Below are 16833 nucleotides of genomic sequence, written 5' to 3' on the forward strand. Positions count from 1 at the left end.
CAAAGGCCCCCCGCGTTGAAAAAGAAAACCCCGGACTAAGCCGGGGTTTTCAAGGCTATTTCGTTTCCGCCGGTTTCTTCCGCTTGAACAACCCGCGCATATTGTCGAACAGCTCGACCTTGGCACCGTGGCGCCGCATGATGATCGCCTGCTGAATCACGGACAGCGTGTTGTTCCAGGCCCAGTAGATAACCAGGCCGGCCGGGAAGCTCGACAGCATGAACATGAATACCAGCGGCATCCAGTTGAAGATCATTGCCTGCGTCGGATCGGGCGGCGTCGGGTTCATGCGCATCTGCAGGAACATGGTCACGCCCATGATCATCGGCCAGACGCCAAGATGCAGGATGGTCGGGGCCTCGAACGGCAGCAGGCCGAACAGGTTGACGATAGACGTCGGGTCGGGCGCCGACAGGTCGCGAATCCAGCCGAAGAACGGTGCATGCCGCATCTCGATGGTGATGTAGATGACCTTGTAGAGCGAGAAGAAGATCGGGATCTGCAGGGCGATCGGCCAGCAGCCGGCGACCGGGTTGATCTTCTCTTCCTTGTAGAGCTTCATCGTGGCCTGCTGCAGGCCCATCTTGTCGTCGCCGAACTTTTCCTTCAGCTCAGCCATGCGTGGCTGCATCTTCTTCATGTTGGCCATCGACGCGTATTGCTTGCTGGCCAGCGGGAAGAACAGGAGCTTGACGACGATGGTCGTGCAGAGGATGGCGACGCCGAAGTTGCCGAAGTAGCGGAAGAAGAAGTCCATCAGCTTGAACATCGGCTTGGTCAGGAAGTAGAACCAGCCCCAGTCGATCAGGCGGTCGAAGCGCGGGATCGAGTAGCTTTCCTCGTAGCGGTCGATGACAGGCACTTCCTTGGCGCCGGCAAAGACGAGGTTCTTGAGGTCGACGGACTGTCCGGCAGCGATGCTGATGGCATCCTGCTTGTAGTCAGCCTGGTAGCGGGGCTGGCCATCGGTAAAATGCGAGAAGCGGGCATCGTAGGGGGTCGTCTGCGGCGGCACGATGGTGGCTGCCCAGTACTTGTCGGTAAAGCCGAGCCAGCCGGTGGTTGCCTTTGCCGGGGTTGTCGGTTCCTTGTCGACAGCCGTGTACTTGGTTTCCAGCAGGCCGTCGTCGCCGATTACGCCGATGAAGCCTTCGTGCAGCACGTAGGCAGACGGCGTTGTAGGCAAGCTGTAGCGGATGACGCGACCGTAACTGGCAACCGAGACCGGCTGCTGGCTGGCATTGGTGATCTTGTCTGCAACCGTGAACATGTAGTGGTCGTCGACGGAGATCGTACGCGAGAAAGTCAGTCCCTTGTCATTGGTGTAGGTCAGCGTCACCGGCGTCTTGTCGGTGAGCTTTGCACCTTCAGGTGCCGTCCAGACGGTCGAAGGGCCAGGAACAGCGCCGGTCTTGTCGTCACCGATGTAGCCGAGTTCGGCGAAGTAGCCGTCCTTTGTTTCGGCCGGACTGAACAGCGTGATGATCGGGCTCATGTTGTCGACCGTCTCATGGTACGACTTGAGACGAAGGTCATCCAGGCGCCCGCCGGCCAGATTGATCGAGCCGAGAAGCGATGTGGTCTCGATGGCGACACGCGGCGTTTTTGCCAGCGCCTGCTGCAGCGTCATGGTGCCGATGGCGGCCTGGCCGGAAACGGGGGCGCCAGCGGTGGTGTTGGTGCCGGGGGTCGGTGCCGCTGCGGTGCCGTTCGGCTGAACCTGCTGCGTCGTCTGCTGCTGCGCCTTGAGGGCCGCATCGGCCTTGCGCTGCGCTTCGATGCGCGGGTTCATATAGAAGAACTGCCACCCGAGGACGATCACCACCGACAGGGCGATCGCGATGAAGTAATTGCGGTTCTTTTCCATCATTCTTTCCTGGAGCGGTCCGGTTGCGACCGGCGGTGTTTCGGCATGGCTTCAAAGCGGGCTGACAACTCCCGGGCCAGCGCTTCGAAGGGCGCAGTCAATACATCGCGGCGCGCGACAACCACATAGTCGTGTCCCGGCTGCATTGCAAACCCGGCCTTCAGCCGTACCGCTTCTTTCAGGCGGCGGCGCATGCGGTTGCGCTCGACGGCATTGCCATGTTTTTTGGTGACAGTGAAACCGACGCGTGGCGGCTCATCAGGCAGGGCGCGATCGAGCGCCTCGACCAGAAAGAAATTGCCCCGTCGTTTCTCTCCCACGCGCACGGCAAGAAACTGCGGCCGGCTTTTCAGCCGCCCGACAGTTTTGGTATTGGGTCGTTTATTCGTCATTCGCCCGCCATCGCGACAGGGCCTATTCGGCGATTAAGCCGAAAGACGCTTGCGACCGCGGCCACGCCGGGCGATGATGACCTTGCGGCCGCCCTTTGTTGCCATACGAGCACGAAAACCGTGGCGACGAGCGCGAACGAGCTTCGATGGTTGGTAGGTACGCTTCATTTATTTTAACACCGCGGAGTGCGGCCCTTCTTGGGTTTGCATAGTGCAAGGAGCGTTGTTGGACGCACGGAAGTAGCCCGCTAGGCAGGCTCCGAAACCGGACGTGCGGCGGCTTATAGGGATGAAGGCCGGAAAAGTCAATTATCGGGCCCGGGATTCACAGTTTGCAGCAACGCATGCCGCCAGTGTCGATTTCGCGCGCACTCCATACTTTGGAGGCGCCCCGGATTTTCCGCCAATGCTGCGCACGCGAAGAGCTGATATAATCCGTTCGGCGTGAAGCTGATGTATAATGTCTTAACTTACCAATTGGCGCCAATAGAGGCAAGTTTATCTCGTATTTTATATTTCAATATAGGAAAGGCTACCTTAACGATTGGCCTCGATAATACAAAATGAATGGGCTCTCCTGTTTTGAAGCCCATATATTTTGGGGGGTATTTAGTTGAAAATCCGTGGCAAGATCAATTTGCTCGTTGCTGTCATGGCAGGCGCAGCAATGCTTATAGGCGCGACCGCGCTGTTTGCCATAAACCAGTATGACAGCCAACTGAGGATATATGAACGCGCTTCGACCCGCGCTTATCTCGGTGAGCGCCTCAACCGTTATGTCACGGCGGTCGTCATGGAAAGTCGAGGCATCTACGGCGCCCCCGATATCAAATCCGCCAAGGGCTTTGCCGACGGACTAACTGCCGATCTCGTCGAAATCGACAAGATCATCGCCAAGTGGGCGCCGCTGGTGCCGGAAGGCCAGAAGGCCGATTTCGCTAAGCTGCTCGATAAGTCCAAGGAGTTCAACGGGTTCCGTAGCGAGACCGTGCGGTTGCTTTTGGCGGAGGGGCCGCCTGCAGCCAACAAGCAAGGCAATAACGAAGACAATCGCGCCAATCGCAAAGCTTTTCAGGCCGACATCGACGCCGTCGTGAAGGCCGACACGCAGGAACTGACCGCTGTCCGTGCCGACATCGATTCGTTTGGCGACATGATTTTCTGGGTGGTGCTCGCAGCCACCGGCCTTGGTATCGTCAGCGGCATTGGCTTTGGCCTCTATATCGGCACAAACCATCTGACGCGCCCGATCAACAAGGTCACCGATACCATCAAGCAGGTGGCAGGTGGCGATTTCAACGTCGACGTTCCCTATGTCGGTCGCGGCGATGAGATCGGCGACATGGCAGCGGCCGTCGAGGTGTTCAAGCAGAGCGGCCTTGCGGTCCAGCGCATGCATTCCGACGAGGCAGTGCTGCGCGCCAAGAGCGACGATCTGCAGTCGGGCATGTCGCATGTGGTGGCCTCGGCTGCTGCGGGGGATTTCAGCCGCCGGATCGAAAAGACCTACAACGACGAAAATCTCGATCGCTTCGCACGCAACGTCAACGAGCTTGTCGCTAGCGTCGATGCGGGGATCACGGAGACCCGACGCGTCATCGCCGAACTCGCTGCCGGCGACCTGACGCAGACCATGCGCGGCACCTATCAGGGTGCATTTGCCGAACTCCAGCAAAACGTCAACGCGACCCTGTCGACACTGCAGGACACCATGCGCGAGGTTCGCGACACGACGAGTTCGATCCATGGCAATGCCAACGAACTGCGCGTTGCCGGCGACGATCTTGCCAAGCGCACCGAGCAGCAGGCTGCAGCCCTCGAGGAAACTTCGGCGGCGCTCGACGAGATCACTGCCGTGGTGCAGAACTCGACCACCCGCGCCCAGGAGGCCAGCATCATGGCCACCGAGGCCAAGGACAACACTGCGAGATCCGGCATTGTCGTGCGCAATGCAGTCGATGCGATGGGCCGCATCGAGCAGGCATCGCGCGAAATCAGCCAGATCATCAATGTCATCGATGAGATTGCCTTCCAGACCAACCTGCTGGCGCTCAATGCAGGGGTGGAAGCTGCCCGGGCAGGCGAGGCTGGCAAAGGCTTTGCCGTCGTCGCCCAGGAGGTGCGCGAACTGGCCCAGCGCTCCGCAAAGGCAGCCAAGGACATCAAGGGGTTGATCACCAAATCGGGCAGCGAGGTGCAGGCCGGCGTCAAGTTGGTGCAGGAAACCGGTGAAGCACTCGGCGACATCGAAACCCGCGTGCTGGCGATCAACGACCATATCCATTCGATCGCCACCTCGGCGCGTGAACAGGCAACCGGTCTTGCCGAGGTCAACACCGCCGTCAACCAGATGGACCAGGTGACGCAGCAGAATGCCGCCATGGTCGAGGAAACGTCGGCGGCAACCCACAAGCTCACCGCCGAAGCCGACAGCCTCGTGCGGCTCGTTGCTGGCTTCAAGGTCACCGGCGCTCGCAATATCGCTCCGGCCGTTGCGCGTCTGGACACGCGCCGCCCGGCAGCCGCTCCGCCTCGCCAGATGGCTGTATCAGGTTCCCGCATGATGTCCGGAGGACGCGGCGGTGCGGCGGCCCAGCCCGCTTCTCAGGAATGGGAAGAATTCTGATCGCACGCAGGCTTTAACGTTCGCCCAGGCGCGGCACCCGGTGCCGCGCCTTTTTTCATCGGTCTGCCACCTTCATAAGGACGGCCGCGTTACGATGGCGCATTGAAGACACCGGCAAAAACTCTTATCGTATTGCCTAATTGACCAAGGCAATCTGCATTGCCGCTGAATGGGATGGCCGGAAATGAAATTTCCGCTGGGTACCAAAGCCGGCATGGGTAACAGGATATGCGCGTCGCGACCGACCGGACTTTTTGGCGGCCTGTCCGGCAAGCTCCTGTCGCTGACCGTCGTTTTCGTCATGGTCGCGGAAATCCTGATCTTCGTGCCCTCTGTCGCTTATATGCGGCTGCGTTGGCTGCAGGACCGCCTCAACACAGCTGCGGCTGCGGCGATCGTTATCGACGGCCTGCAGCCCGTCGAGCTGCCGCGCTCGCTGCAGAAGGAAACTCTGATGGCGACCGGCACCAGGGCCATCATCTTGCGCAAGGACGGCACCTCGCGGTTGCTTGCCACCGCCGATATGCCCACATCCGTCGACGACCAGTTCGACCTGACCGACGTTTCGCTGCCGACGGCTGTCCACGATGCGCTGAATACGCTGCTGTTCGGCGGCGAGCGGATCATGCGCGTCTACGGCCCGGTCGGGGAAACGAAAATGGGCGTCGAGGTCGTGCTCAAGGACGCCAGCCTGCGCAAGGCCATGCTGCGCTATTCGACAAACGTACTGCTTCTTTCGCTATTGCTTTCCTTCTTCACCGCAACCCTGATTTTCTTCGCCATCAACCGGATCATGATCAAGCCGATCCGCAAGCTGACCGACAGCATGCAATCCTACTCCGACGATCCGGAGGATCCTGCGCGGGTTCTGGTGCCGGATGACGGGCGCGACGAACTCGCCGTTGCCGGCCGCCATCTGGCGACGATGCAGGCGCAGCTGCAGAAGACGCTGAAGCAGCAGAAGAACCTTGCCGCTCTCGGTCTTGCGGTGTCGAAGATCAACCACGACATGCGCAATATTCTCGCCTCCGCCCAGCTGATGTCCGACCGGCTTGCTGACATCGACGACCCGATGGTCAAGCGTTTCGCGCCGAAGCTGTTGCGCACCATCGACCGCGCCGTCGGTTATACCAACGAGGTGCTATCCTATGGCCAGGCATCCGAATCGGCGCCACGCCGCCGTCGCCTTAAGCTCCACGATCTCACCGCCGAGGTGAGGGACATCATGGCGATCGATCCCGAAAGCGGGATCGAATTTGTCGAGGTGGTGTCCCATGAGCTCGAGGTGGATGCCGACAGCGAGCAACTCTTCCGCGTTATCCACAATCTCTGCCGCAACGCCCATCAGGCACTCATCGCCTATGGAGAGCAGCAGCCGCAGAGCGTTCGCCGCATCACTGTCGCGGCCCACCGGATCGGCAGTGTCGTCGGCATCACCATCGACGACACCGGTCCGGGTATGGCTCCGAAGGCGCGGGAAAACCTGTTCACGGCGTTCCGTGGCTCGGCGCGCTCCGGTGGCACCGGTCTCGGCCTGACCATCGCCCGCGAGCTGGTGCTTGCCCATGGCGGCACCATCGCTCTTGTCGAAAAGCCGTCCCCTGGGACCCAGTTCCGTATAGAGATCCCGGACCGCCCGATTTCCCTCGAGGCCTATCGCGGCCGCAGCGCCACCGAAACCTGAGGAGGCTCGGCGCTTTCCACAGTCGCCAACCGAAAAACAGCAGATTTTCAAGAAATCCGCTTGCTTTCACTCTGCGGACGTTTTAGAGGATCGCCACGCAAGCGGCTCAGCCACTTGCTTCCGCACCCGTAGCTCAGCTGGATAGAGCACCAGACTACGAATCTGGGGGTCGGGCGTTCGAATCGCTCCGGGTGCGCCATTTTCTCCTAATGTTTGTGTATGCAAGTGTCGTGACAGAAGCCGCGTAAGATCGATATTTGATCGCCAGGCTCCTGAAACTCTGTCGTTTGTGTCGAACTCCTGCGCATCTCCACGCACGCGACACAGCCGAAAATGAACCGGCTCTCTCTATAGAACCATCGCGAAAGCGAGCTCCGGTTGAGCTACTCTCAGGGCTGTAAATGCCACTGTGATCCCGGAGGACGAGATGCTTTTTCGTACGCTTATGACTTCCTGCATATTGCTTGCTCTGCCTGCACTGGCGCTCGCCGACCCCACCGGAACGTTCGACGTGACCGGAAGCGGCGATGGGAGCGCTTATTCAGGGACCGTAAAAGTCAGCCGCACCGGCGGTACCTACGATGTGCAATGGACCATTGCCGGCGAAAAATTTGTCGGAACGGGGATCGGTGCGAAGTTTACCGGCGACCGCTTTGAGATGGGGCCGGCATCGTCAGACGACACGGCAATCTCGGTCGGATACGCATCGAAGAACAATTTTGGCATCGCCATGTATTTCGAACAGCCCGACGGAACGTGGCAGGGCGTCTGGACTTATGGTGGCGCTAAAAAGGTCAATATGGAGACCTGGACACGCAGATAGCGCCAACGATCGCAACGGCGACCATAAAAAAACGCCCGTGCTGCGGCGGCAGAACGGGCGTTTTTCGGTATTGAGGACTTAGCTGGCGGATGCGAGCGTCATCGATGTGCCGGTGGCAGCGATGTTGAGGCCGAGCTGGCCGGTTACGCTGATGGTCTGGAGGTGGATTGCACCCGTTGTGCCGCCGAACAGCATGTTAGCACCGACACCGGCACCGACGGTAGCTTCAGCAGTGGCACCCTGGTAGAGGCCGGCAAGTGCGCCGTGGTGATAGCCTGCGGTCGGTGCGAAAACAGCCCAGACCAGACGGCTGCGTGTTGTGAAGCCGAGGTCGACACCGAACTTGCGGATGGCGCCGGTGTAGTGATCGACGCGGCCGCTACCGTTTGCAGATGTGTAGGTGCAATCGACGCTCTTGGCCGAGCCGAGGACGTAGCCAACGCCGCCAGCGATATCGCAGGTCAGGTAGCCGATCTTGACGCCGTTGCTGTTGTCCTGGTCTTCGTAGTTGGTGACCATGTCGGCAGCAGACACAGCCGGAGCAACGGCGAAGGTCAGCGATGCGGCGGCCAGCGCCATTGCAATTGTCTTTTTCATTTTTCTCTCCTGTTTATCGTCGTATCGGCGCCAAACGCCGGATAGTCTTTAATGAATATCGCGATTGCTAACGGATGAGCCGCGAGCAGGTTCCCGATCAGAACGATGAAGCCGGTGTGTTCGCCAAAAATTGATTAACGGATCCCATGAGCCCAGGATCAGCGTTCATCCTTCATTAGGACATTTCGAAGGCGGGCGCGTTGCCGCTTCGAAATATTGCCGCCAGCAATTGTGCCAAGCAAGCGACGCCCTGGAATTTGATGTGCCGCCGGGTTTGCATCTGGCATGCGTGTGGAAAGAGCGGCCGTCAGGCGGTAGCAGCGTCTGTCGCGGGAGTACCTGTGCTGGAAGTGATGTTGGCGCCTGTCCAGCTCAGATAGTAGAACTGCGTGCCGACCTGGCCGAAATAGGCGGCGTTGCCGGTGGTTTTGTCGATGAAGCTGTTGTCGGCGGCGCGACTGAGTGTGCCGTCGCCGTTGCGCTGCAGATGCGCCTTCAGATAGTCGTTCCAGTCGCTGGTCGGGATGGTTTTGGCGGTGTCAGCTGTCGCGGTCGTGTCAGCGCTGCTGTTGGTTTTCGATGTCGGATCCCAGGCAGCGATTGATACTCCCTGCGTCGGATCGGAAACGGTGAGGGTGCCGCCGCTGAGCGCGTCGAGCATCGCTTTCGCCTGTTTCGCGCCGTCGCTGGTGCCGGCTGCGGTCGCGGTAAGGTTCTGCTTCAGCAGCGCCATGAACGAGGTCGTGGTGATGTCGGTGCTCGCCGTGTCCGAGTTATCTGTCGAGGATGTCGTCGCAGTTTCGTCGGACTGGCTGTTCGAGAGGCTGTTGAGCATGCTGGCAAGCGATGCCTGAGCCGATGACGGCAGGCTCGAGACATTTTTTCCGACGCTCGATCCGTCGAGCAGCGAACTGTCGGACGTGCCGCTGCCGCTGCTGTCGCTGCTGGTATCTCCGGAGGTCAAAACCTTGAGGGCCAGTTGGGCGGCGATCAGTCGCGTGGAGGAGAGGGCGGTAACCATCTGGGGCCTTCCTGGGCGATGCCAACCCGCCCGTTTGCGTGCTCGGCCTGGCGTGTGAACGCTGCCGCTTGCGAGGAGGTCGTTGTGAAAGGGCCACTGCGTGGCACCCCCGGACAACCCTCGCAGCGCCGGCAGCGCGACTGTCCCAAGGCTAGGCGAAAGGGCTTGCCCGGAGCTTGCCCGTCAATCGGCGCAGGTTGACGAGCCTCAGCTCAGCTGTTGTGAAAATCTCTCCGCTGCTCGATCTCGGCGATGAGGCGCTGTTGCACCTCGTCGCCTTGGGCCTTGATGCCATCGACCAGATCGCGAAGCGTGCCGCGCAGGCCGTGCACCTGATCGACGAGTTCCATCACCACATCGACACCGGCCTCGTTGAGCCCCATCGTCTCGATTAGGTCGAGTATCAGCCTGCCGCGCGCGACATCGGCTTCGCGGAACGCTCTTCCCCCTTCGGTGGCATCGGGCACAAGCCATCCCTGCTCGATCCAGACGTCAAGAACCGAGACTTCGATATGCAGCGACTGGCGGAATTCACGATCGTCCATGGTTCAGCCTCCCATGCTGGCTCTGGGTTCGTGTTTCTCCCCGGCTGCCCAGTCTTTCACGAAGGCCGTCAGTTCGGCATCCGGTGTCTCGGGCAGCACGATCTTTAATGTGACATAGGCGTCGCCATGTTCGCCGCCACGCTTGGGAACGCCTTTTCCTTTCAGGCGCATCACTTTGCCCGTGTTCGAGTTCGGGGCGAGCGTGATGGCGACCGCGCCCGATGGCGTGGGTACTCGCACCTTGCCGCCCAGCACCGCCTCACGCAGGCTGATCGGCATGTCGAAGCGGATGTCATCTCCGTCCCGCACATAAAATTTATGCGGCCGGACCTTGATGTCGATCATCGCGTCGCCGGCCGGAGCGCCGTTCAAGCCCGGATCGCCCTTGCCGCGCAGTCGCAGTGTCTGGCCATCGGCAGTGCCCGGCGGGATCTGCACGTCGAGCGACGGGCCGTTCGGCAATTTGACTTGCGTCTTGGTGCCGTTGACGGCGTCGAGAAAGTCGACCTCCATCGAAAAGCGTCTATCCTGGCCCTTCATTTGCTGGGCTCCCTGCCCACGGCGCGAAAAGAAACTGGAGAATATATCGTCAGCACCGCCAAAGTCGGCAAAACCGCCGCTGTTCTGGTAAGGCCCGCCGCGTCCTTCGTTCGAGGCATAGTCGCGGTAATACTGGCGCTGCTGAGCTTTTTCGCTGCCGCCGGCATCGATTTCTCCGCGATCGAAGCGCGCCCGCTGTTCCTCGTCGCCGAGGATCGCATAGGCGGCCGAAACCTCCTTGAATTTTTCTTCTGCCTGCTTGTTTCCCGGATTGAGGTCCGGATGAAGCTTCTTGGCGAGCTTGCGGTAGGCGCTCTGGATGTCCTTCTGCGCCGCGTCCCGCTTGACGCCGAGAAGCTGGTAGGGATCACCACTCATGGATTTCTCCGTCTCGTAAAGAATTTAGCCCGGCAGAAACTACCTCGTCGGCGCGCTTCCCGGGTCTATCGAATCACAGATAGGCATTGATGCCGCCGTTCACACCATTGGAAGCCTTTTTTCCGCAGAAGACCAGCGGCTTGGCATAGAAGCCCCCGGCCAATTCACACCATCGCTGCCGGTCCGGCAGGGGACGACGGTACTGCATCCGGGGAGCGGTCAGTGACGACGATCGCGGAGGGCCAGAACCAGCCGTTTCGGCGTCGCTTGTTGTATCTTCGTCCCGCCTACCCATCTCCCTCTACGCCGGGCAGCGAATGGCCTTGCGCAGAAAATGCCTCCGGCCTCGAAGAATTTCCGAAAGATAGATTGAGAAAGAGACGATCATGACCGAATTGAATGCATCCAAGTCCGGGACCTTCAAGATTGGCGGCGATCTCACCGTCAACCGTCTTGGTTTCGGCGCCATGCGCATCACAGGCAAGGGAATCTGGGGCGACCCCGCCGATCGCGAGGAGAGCATCCGCACCCTCAAGCGACTGCCCGAGCTTGGCGTCAACTTCATCGATACCGCCGATTCCTACGGCCCTGATGTCTCGGAGCAGCTGATCAAGGAGGCATTGCACCCCTACGGAAATATGGTGATCGCCACCAAGGGCGGTCTGACGCGCACCGGTCCTGAGGTCTGGATACCCGTCGGTCGCCCCGAATATCTCATCCAGCAAGCCCACAAGAGCCTGCGTAATCTCGGCGTCGAACAGATCGACCTCTGGCAATTGCACCGCATCGATCCAAAGGTTCCGGCGAAGGAACAGTTCGATGCCATCAAGTCGTTGCTGGACGACAAGATCATCCGCCACGCCGGCCTGAGCGAGGTGTCCGTGGCCGAGATCGAAGCCGCCTCGAAGGTCTTCAAGGTATCGACGGTGCAGAACCGCTATAACCTCGTCGACCGCACCAGCGAAGACGTGCTCGATTACTGCGAGAAGCACGGAATCGGCTTCATTCCCTGGTACCCGCTCGCCGCCGGCGATCTCGCCAAGCCCGGTTCGCTGCTGGATACCATCGCCAAGCGCCACAACGCAGCCCCGAGCCAGATCGCGCTTGACTGGGTGTTGAAGCGCAGTCCCGTGATGCTGCCGATCCCCGGGACGTCAAAGGTCAAGCATCTGGAAGAGAACGTGGCGGCGGTCAACTTCACCCTGTCCGAGGATGAGTTCAAGGCCCTCGACGCGGAAGGCAGGAAGGTCTTCAAGGCCGCCTGAGCCAGAGCGGCAGCCGAAAGTGACAACAGCCGAAAGTGACAAAAGCAACGCCGTCACTTTCGGCATTATCTCACGAAACCCATGGACTTACGGTCGCGCGAGCATTTGCCCGTCGCTCTGTCAATATCCCAAACGCTCACTTTCTCGGCTGCTAATTAGGCGAATTGTCGCAGAGGCATGCTCTAATGCAGGCGCTGGCTCAATAAGCCTGACTTACTCATGCATCAAGCGCATTGCTGCAATGCAATGTCAGTCATTTTAAAAAGCGGGCAGTGACTGTATCTATTGTTTCGAAGGCAGCGCACTCCTCCTCCCGGCGCTTCCTTCTTCGATCGGCAGCACTCCTCCTCCCAGTTGCCGATCTCTATTAAGAGCCCGACGCATCCTCCTCCCGCGTCGGGCTCTTTAAGTTTCCAGCTCAGCCAATATCAGTCTCCAATACGCGCCACGCCTGTCTGGCCGTTGTCGCGCGTCCATTTGACCTTGCCGGCGCCGTCCCGTTCGAGCACGAAGCACATCGGCGCGCCGTCGTACCAGGTCTTGAATTGCTGGCAGAGCCGGTCGGATTTGATCCACCATTTCCCGACGTCGTTCGGCTTGATGAACTTGCCAAGGCCGACCGCCTCGCCATTGCCGTCGACGGTTCCGGACTTGTGGTAGGTAAGGGGCATTTCGCCACCGAGCGGGGCTGCGAGATAGATCGTGCGGCCAATGATATCGCTGCGGATATCGTTGTCCGTCATAGCTTCGGCCCGGGCGGAGACTGGAAGGAGCGCTGCGAGCGCAAGGAGTGCAGGGAGCAACGGCTTCATCTTTGACCTCTGGTCGGTTGATACAAAGCCATCTACGTCGCAGCCGCCAATTTGGTTTCACCATCTCCCGACAAAGCCATCGTTTCTACCGGCCATTCGCTCCATCGGACGTCTGTGATGGAGAGGTCCAGTCTTTCAAAAATCTATAGGCACCAGGGCAGCGCCTGATATATCTCTGCGATTGATTTGCTGCGCAGCGCAGCCGTGTTCGGATATGCAGGCCCATGACGGAAGACACCCGGAAAACCACCATCGTCATCGGCGCCGGCATTGTCGGCGCTGCCATCTCTTTCGAACTGCAACGACGTGGCCACCGGGTGACGCTTGTCGACAAGGGCGAGCCTGGCAGGGGCACGTCGTTTGGCAACATGGCCAGCATCGCGCTCGATTTTGCCGCCGGCTCCGGCCCCTCGACATGGCGCAAGATGCCGGGGTGGTTGCTCGATCCGGAAGGGCCCGTCTGGCTACGGCCTTCCTATGCGCCAAAGATATTGCCGTGGTTCCTGCGTTTCCTCGCCGCCGGCCGTCCATCGCGTCTGCGTCAGATCGAGGATGCCGGGATGGCCCTGTCGGCTCCTGCACTTGCCGATTTTCGCGCCATGCTGGATGCAATAGGCGCACCCGAATTGATGACCGAGGACGGATGCCTTGCCATCTACGAAACCGAGGCTGAATTTGCGGGCGATCGCGGCCATCTGGAGATGATGCAACGCAATGGTTTCGAGCATTCGGTCGTCAGCGGTGCCGACCTCCGCGCTCTCGAACCGGCCCTCTCTACCCACATTGCCAAGGCGGTGCTGCTGCCGAACAACAAGTCCATCCGCAATCCCTATCATCTGGTTCTGAAGCTGGTCGATGCTGCGAAAGCGGCCGGTACAGGCTTCGTCTCTGGCGAAGCCACCATGATGGAGCGCCGGGCGGGCGGCGGTGTCACAGTCATGCTCGCCGATGGCCGCAGGCTCGATGCCGACGATGCGGTGGTTGCTGCCGGCGTGCCGACGCGGGTGATCGCCAAGGCTTTGGGCGAGCCTATCCCGCTCGAGACCGAACGGGGTTATCACACGCAGATCATGGCCCCCGGCATTTCCATGCGCCACTCGATCATCTGGCCGGCCCGCGCCTTCATGGTGACGCCGACCGCCGGCGGCATCCGCGTCGGCGGCAACGTCGAGCTTGCAGGCCTCGATGCGCCGCCGGATTATCGCCGTCCCCGCGTCCTCGTCCGCCATGCCCAGAGGGCGCTGCCCGGCCTCAAGGTAGAGGAGGCCACCGACTGGATGGGCCATCGCCCCTCGTTGCCGGATACCATCCCCATCATTTCCGCGTCCTCCCGACTACCGGGCGTCTGGTATGCAACCGGTCACGGTCATCTCGGTCTCACCTATTCCGCCACGACAGCCCGCCTGATGGCGGATATGATCGGTGGCATGAAACCGTCGATCGATATGACGCCGTTCCGCATCAACCGTTATTAGGAGAAAGCCGATGTCCGATACCCAAAAGCCAGTCGCTCTCATTACCGGCGGCGGCCGGGGCATGGGCGAGGCGATCGCCCGCGAACTGGTGGCCACCGGCTATCGTGTCGCGCTGATGTCGCCCTCCGAAAGCTGCGAGAAGCTGGCTGCCGAACTCGGCGGAGTCGCCTCGCGCGGCGTGGCGGAAAAGGCGGAAGACATCCAGGCAATCTTCGACCTGACCATGAAGACCTATGGTCGCATCGATGCGGTGGTCAACCATACCGGCCATCCGCCGAAGGGCGATCTGCTCGACATTTCCGACGAAAACTGGACGCTCGGCTCCGACATGATGGTGCTCAGCGTCGTGCGCATGGCGCGGTTGGTCACCCCGGTGATGCTGCGCCAGGGCAAGGGTGCCTTCGTCAACATCACCACCTTCGCCGCATACGAGCCCTCGCTGGTATTCCCGGTCTCCTGCGCGTACCGTGCAGCCGCCGGTGCCTTCACGAAGCTCTATGCCGATCGCTACGCCGCGGACAATATCCGCATGAATTGCCTGTTGCCGGGCTACATCGATAGCCTCGCCCACAAGCCTGAGACGGCCGAGAAGATCCCGATGAAGCGCATTGGCCAGATGCAGGAGGTTGCCAAGACCGCAGCCTTCCTGCTGTCCGACGGTGCCGGCTACATCACCGGCCAGAATATCCGCGTCGACGGCGGCGTCACCCGGCACGTCTGATTGGAGAAGATGATATGAGATGGAAGCGGACGATCCAGCTGCTGGATGTTCATTGCGAGGGTGAGATCGGCCGGGTCGCGATCGGCGGCGTGCCGAAGATCCCCGGCAATACGATAGCCGAGCAATTGCACTGGATGAACACCGATCCGAAAGGCGAAGAGCTCCGGCGCTTCCTGGTGCTCGAACCGCGCGGCGCGCCGATCGGCTCCGTCAACCTGCTGCTGCCGGCAAAGCACCCGGATGCAGATGCCGGCTTCATCATCCTGCAGCCCGACCAGGCCCATGCGAGCTCCGGCTCGAACTCGATCTGCGTCACCACGGCGCTGCTGGAATCCGGTATCGTCGAGATGCATGAGCCGGAAACCACAGTCACGCTCGACACCGCCGCAGGCCTCGTTCGGGCGGTTGCCACCTGCCGCGATGGCCGCTGCGAGAAAGTGCGGCTGACCATGGTGCCATCTTTCGTCCACGAACTCGACGTGCTGCTCGACACGCCGGAATGGGGCGCGATCAGCGTCGACATCTGCTATGGCGGCATTTTCTACGCCCTGGTCGATGTCGGACAGGTAGGCCTCACCATCGAGACGTCGAAGGCGGCCGAGCTGGTGAAAGCTGGCATGGTCCTGCGCGATCGTATCAACCGTACGATGGCCATCGTCCATCCGGAAATCCCGGCGATCTCGGGCGTTGCCTACGTGATGTTCCGCGATATCGATGCCGACGGTGCCATCCGCACTTGCACCACGATGTGGCCCGGCCGGGTCGACCGCTCGCCCTGCGGTACCGGCAACTCCGCCAATCTCGCGACGCTGTACGCGCGCGGCAAGGCGAAGGTCGGCGACGTCTTCAAGTCGCGCTCGATCATCGGGTCGGAATTCGAAGTAGGCCTCTCCGCCGTCACGGAGGTAGCCGGCAAGCCCGCCATCATTCCGACAATCACCGGCCGAGGCTTCACCTTCGGCCTGTCGCAGGTGTCGCTGGACCCCTTCGATCCTCTCGCAGCCGGTTTCGCGCTGACGGACGTCTGGGGCCCCTCCGCCGGCGAGATCGGCGCAGGTAAATAACCTTCCCCTTCTCCCCTCGGGGAGGAGGTGCCCCAAGGGCCGATGAAGGTATCTAGCCTTCTAAAGCCCGATTTCCCGGGCCCATGGCGGATTGGCGCCGGCGCGCGACACCGTGACGGCCGCAGCCTTGGCACCGAGCCCGAGGGCATCGCGCAACGCCTTCTCGTCGAGCGAGGCGACCTGCGCCTTCGTCAGCAGATTGTTCATCTTCAGCGATGCGAGGATGCCGGCGTCGAATGTGTCGCCGGCGCCGACTGTATCGACCACAGTGACGCGTTCGCTCGGCACAGAGACCTTCTGCGACTTGGTGTATCCCGTCGCGCCCTCCGCCCCCTTGGTGATGACAACCAGCCTGGCGCCGTGGTCGAGCCAATGGGAGGCCAGTTGGTCATGGTCGCCGGACATGCCGAACCATTCCAGATCCTCGTCCGAGAATTTCAGGATGTCCGACATCGCCGCCATGCGCTTGATGCGCGCCATATGGGCCGGCTTGTCCTTGATGAAGCCCGGCCGGATGTTCGGATCGAGCGAGATGACGCGGCGGGCCTGCTCGCGCGCCATCAATGCCTCGTAGGTCTCGCCGCAGGGGCTGGGGATGAGGCTGATGGCGCCGAAATGCAGCGCCTCGCAGCTGTCGCCGAGGTCCGGCAGATCGGCTTCGGTGATCATCCGGCCGGCGGTGCCTTCGTCGTAGAAGGCATAGGTCGCCTGGCCGTTGACCAGCTTCACGAAGGCGATGGTGCTGGGCCGCGAAACGATGGCGCAGGGGCTGGAATCGACGTTGCTCGCCTTCAGCGTCTCGATCAGGATTTCGCCCAGCATATCGTCGGCAAGGCCGGTGAAGAAGGCAGTCTCGACGCCGAGGCGACCGAGCGCGATAGCGGTGTTGAAGATCGCACCGCCGGCATAGGGCGCAAAGGCCTTTTCACCCAGCGTCGTTTCCCGGGGCAGCATGTCGATCAAAGCTTCGCCGCAGCACAATATCATTCCGGCCTCCCAGAGAGCGTGTCTCTATCTTGTACA

15 protein-coding genes and 2 tRNA genes are annotated in these 16833 nt (G+C 60.9%); 8 read left to right on the forward strand and 9 right to left on the reverse strand.

Annotation, left to right across the window (positions count from 1 at the left end; translation table 11 throughout):
- Positions 1-55: 55 nt before the first annotated feature.
- The 3 genes from yidC to rpmH are packed head-to-tail and all read right to left on the reverse strand — an operon-like array spanning position 56 to position 2427.
- On the reverse strand, positions 56-1867 hold the full coding sequence (gene yidC / locus EQW76_RS08060; RefSeq protein WP_142823899.1) for a membrane protein insertase YidC: 1812 nt from the start codon (positions 1865-1867) through the stop codon (positions 56-58).
- Entirely contained in the window at positions 1867-2259 is a 393-nt protein-coding gene (rnpA, locus tag EQW76_RS08065) for a ribonuclease P protein component (protein ID WP_111216526.1), read from the reverse strand. The genes yidC and rnpA overlap by 1 nt, the downstream gene beginning before the upstream one ends.
- Positions 2260-2292: 33 nt before the next feature.
- Positions 2293-2427 carry a 50S ribosomal protein L34 gene (rpmH, locus tag EQW76_RS08070; protein ID WP_111216528.1) on the reverse strand — a complete coding sequence of 45 codons (135 nt, stop codon included), beginning with the start codon at positions 2425-2427 and terminating at the stop codon, positions 2293-2295.
- Positions 2428-2872: 445 nt separating this feature from the next.
- On the opposite strand from rpmH, the gene EQW76_RS08075 reads away from it, so the two are divergent.
- From EQW76_RS08075 to EQW76_RS08090, 4 genes are all read left to right on the forward strand, one after another.
- A complete protein-coding gene (locus tag EQW76_RS08075) occupies positions 2873-4885 on the forward strand; it encodes a methyl-accepting chemotaxis protein (RefSeq protein ID WP_142823900.1) in 2013 nt (670 codons plus the stop codon).
- Positions 4886-5099: 214 nt separating this feature from the next.
- Positions 5100-6569 (forward strand): HAMP domain-containing sensor histidine kinase, encoded by a 1470-nt coding sequence (locus EQW76_RS08080; RefSeq protein WP_224128606.1) that lies wholly within the window; start codon positions 5100-5102, stop codon positions 6567-6569.
- A gap of 122 nt (positions 6570-6691) precedes the next feature.
- Positions 6692-6768, forward strand: a tRNA-Arg gene (locus EQW76_RS08085).
- A 228-nt stretch (positions 6769-6996) separates the two neighbouring features.
- On the forward strand, positions 6997-7392 hold the full coding sequence (locus EQW76_RS08090; RefSeq protein ID WP_142823902.1) for a hypothetical protein: 396 nt from the start codon (positions 6997-6999) through the stop codon (positions 7390-7392).
- 78 nt (positions 7393-7470) lie between these two features.
- Here EQW76_RS08090 and EQW76_RS08095 read toward each other — a convergent pair whose 3' ends face one another.
- From EQW76_RS08095 to EQW76_RS08110, 4 genes are all read right to left on the reverse strand, one after another.
- Positions 7471-7989 carry a DUF992 domain-containing protein gene (locus tag EQW76_RS08095; RefSeq protein WP_142823903.1) on the reverse strand — a complete coding sequence of 173 codons (519 nt, stop codon included), beginning with the start codon at positions 7987-7989 and terminating at the stop codon, positions 7471-7473.
- A gap of 307 nt (positions 7990-8296) precedes the next feature.
- Positions 8297-9010, reverse strand: a complete 714-nt coding sequence (locus tag EQW76_RS08100; RefSeq protein ID WP_142823904.1) for a hypothetical protein — start codon at positions 9008-9010, stop codon at positions 8297-8299.
- A gap of 212 nt (positions 9011-9222) precedes the next feature.
- Entirely contained in the window at positions 9223-9555 is a 333-nt protein-coding gene (locus tag EQW76_RS08105; RefSeq protein ID WP_142823905.1) for a chaperone modulator CbpM, read from the reverse strand.
- Positions 9556-9558: 3 nt separating this feature from the next.
- Positions 9559-10473 carry a DnaJ C-terminal domain-containing protein gene (locus EQW76_RS08110; RefSeq protein ID WP_142823906.1) on the reverse strand — a complete coding sequence of 305 codons (915 nt, stop codon included), beginning with the start codon at positions 10471-10473 and terminating at the stop codon, positions 9559-9561.
- Between the two features lie 386 nt (positions 10474-10859).
- On the opposite strand from EQW76_RS08110, the gene EQW76_RS08115 reads away from it, so the two are divergent.
- Positions 10860-11738, forward strand: coding sequence for an aldo/keto reductase (locus tag EQW76_RS08115; protein ID WP_142823907.1), 879 nt, complete (start codon positions 10860-10862; stop codon positions 11736-11738).
- 549 nt (positions 11739-12287) lie between these two features.
- On the opposite strand, the gene EQW76_RS28955 is transcribed toward EQW76_RS08115, so the two are convergent.
- Positions 12288-12385 (reverse strand) — tRNA-OTHER (locus EQW76_RS28955).
- A gap of 389 nt (positions 12386-12774) precedes the next feature.
- On the opposite strand from EQW76_RS28955, the gene EQW76_RS08125 reads away from it, so the two are divergent.
- From EQW76_RS08125 to EQW76_RS08135, 3 genes are read left to right on the forward strand one after another with little or no spacing between them, the layout of a single operon-like run.
- Positions 12775-14025 carry an FAD-binding oxidoreductase gene (locus EQW76_RS08125; RefSeq protein ID WP_142823909.1) on the forward strand — a complete coding sequence of 417 codons (1251 nt, stop codon included), beginning with the start codon at positions 12775-12777 and terminating at the stop codon, positions 14023-14025.
- Positions 14026-14035: 10 nt separating this feature from the next.
- Positions 14036-14746 (forward strand): SDR family oxidoreductase, encoded by a 711-nt coding sequence (locus EQW76_RS08130; RefSeq protein WP_142823910.1) that lies wholly within the window; start codon positions 14036-14038, stop codon positions 14744-14746.
- Between the two features lie 14 nt (positions 14747-14760).
- On the forward strand, positions 14761-15810 hold the full coding sequence (locus EQW76_RS08135) for a 4-hydroxyproline epimerase (RefSeq protein ID WP_142823911.1): 1050 nt from the start codon (positions 14761-14763) through the stop codon (positions 15808-15810).
- A gap of 60 nt (positions 15811-15870) precedes the next feature.
- On the opposite strand, the gene EQW76_RS08140 is transcribed toward EQW76_RS08135, so the two are convergent.
- Positions 15871-16797 (reverse strand): carbohydrate kinase, encoded by a 927-nt coding sequence (locus EQW76_RS08140; RefSeq protein WP_142823912.1) that lies wholly within the window; start codon positions 16795-16797, stop codon positions 15871-15873.
- Positions 16798-16833: the final 36 nt, after the last annotated feature.

The organism is Rhizobium sp. rho-13.1, assembly GCF_007000305.1.
GTDB classification, from domain to species: domain Bacteria; phylum Pseudomonadota; class Alphaproteobacteria; order Rhizobiales; family Rhizobiaceae; genus Rhizobium; species Rhizobium rhododendri.